1 protein-coding gene and 1 pseudogene are annotated in these 1,413 nt (G+C 58.5%); both read left to right on the top strand.

Annotated elements, in window-relative coordinates; all coding sequences use genetic code 11:
• Nucleotides 1-654: Mu transposase domain-containing protein (locus F3H26_RS19235; RefSeq protein ID WP_449421238.1), on the top strand; the 654-nt coding region annotated here is incomplete at its 5' end.
• A pseudogene (gene istB / locus F3H26_RS19230) lies at nt 587-1,355 on the top strand (IS21-like element helper ATPase IstB). The gene F3H26_RS19235 and the pseudogene istB, both read left to right, overlap by 68 nt.
• Nucleotides 1,356-1,413: the final 58 nt, after the last annotated feature.

The raw sequence follows: 1,413 nt of genomic DNA, 5'->3' as shown, positions 1-1,413 counted from the left end.
CCTTATGTCGGCCCATTCGACGGCTTCCATGCGGTGCCGGCCTCTGTGTCCAAGACGTGTCTCGTTCGGTTTGACAAGAACCGTTACTCAGTCAATGCCTGTGCCGTAGGGCGGCCAGTCGAGATCAGGGCTTATGCTGACCGGCTGGAATGCTGGCAAAATGGCCGAATTGTCGGCAGTCACACTCGGGCGTTCGGGCGCAACCAAACCGTCTATGATCCTCTGCATTATATACCTGTTCTGGCACGTAAACCCGGTGCCCTTCGCAACGGGGCACCATTCAAGAATTGGGAATTGCCGATTGCAATCCGCCGCGTTCGGCGCAAGCTGGAACGCCAGCCTGGCGGTGATCGGCAAATGGTCGACATCCTGAGCGCCGTGCTGACGGATGGCATTGATGCCGTTGAAGCCGCCTGCGCCGAGGCTCTGTCTCACAACGTCCATTCCGCGGGAGTCGTGCTGAACATCCTGGCTCGGCACCGCGAACCACCACCACCCTTGACCATCACCACCCCGGATGCCCTGCAATTGGCCTGTGAGCCTATTGCCGACTGCAACCGATATGACAGCTTGAGGAGACAGGCAGATGGAACGATCAGACGTAATAGACGCGATGGGGAAGCTGAAGCTCTACGGGATGCGCGCCGCTTATGATGAAGTTTTGACCACCGCCGTCAAACGTCAGCACGAGCCCCAGAAGATCATCGGTGACCTTCTAACCGCCGAGATCCGGGAGAAGCAGGCGCGATCCGTCAAATACCAGATGACCATTGCCAAACTGCCCTTGGCCAAGGAACTGGAAGAGTTCGATTTTGAGGCGGCCGAAGTCAACGAAACCCTGATCCGTGACCTGGCTGGCGGTGACTTTCTGGACCATCAACGCAACCTTGTGCTGATCCACTGCCCGGCAGGGCATTGCGCAGCAATGTCCCGAGAGGGGCGGAACTGGCACCGGCAAGACCCATCTTTCCGTCAGTATTGCGCGCGCCTGTATCCGAAACGGCCGTCGCGGAAGATTCTTCAATGTGGTCGATCTGGTGAACAAGTTGGACGCAGAAGCCCGCGCAGAACGACAGGGCCGAACCGCTGATCTGATCTCCCGGCTCGACTTCCTGATCCTCGACGAATTGGGTTATCTGCCCTTCGCACAGACCGGGGGACAGCTCCTGTTCCACCTGATCAGCAAACTCTACGAACGAACCTCGATCATCGTCACTACCAACCTGGCCTTCGGAGAATGGCCGAGCGTCTTCGGCGACGCAAAGATGACCACCGCCTTGCTCGACCGCCTTACGCACCACTGCGAAATCGTCGAGACCGGCAACGAAAGCTGGCGCTTCAAGAACCGGGCCTAATGCCAATCCCAAACCCCGCAGGCCCGCCACTGCTGCGTTAATTGGAGACTACGCAGCG

Origin of the sequence: Ruegeria intermedia, assembly GCF_900129345.1 — a bacterium.
Classification (GTDB): Bacteria; Pseudomonadota; Alphaproteobacteria; order Rhodobacterales; family Rhodobacteraceae; genus Ruegeria; species Ruegeria intermedia.
Note: the sequence above shows the minus strand (reverse complement) of the source record. Positions and strands in the feature narration are given on the sequence as shown.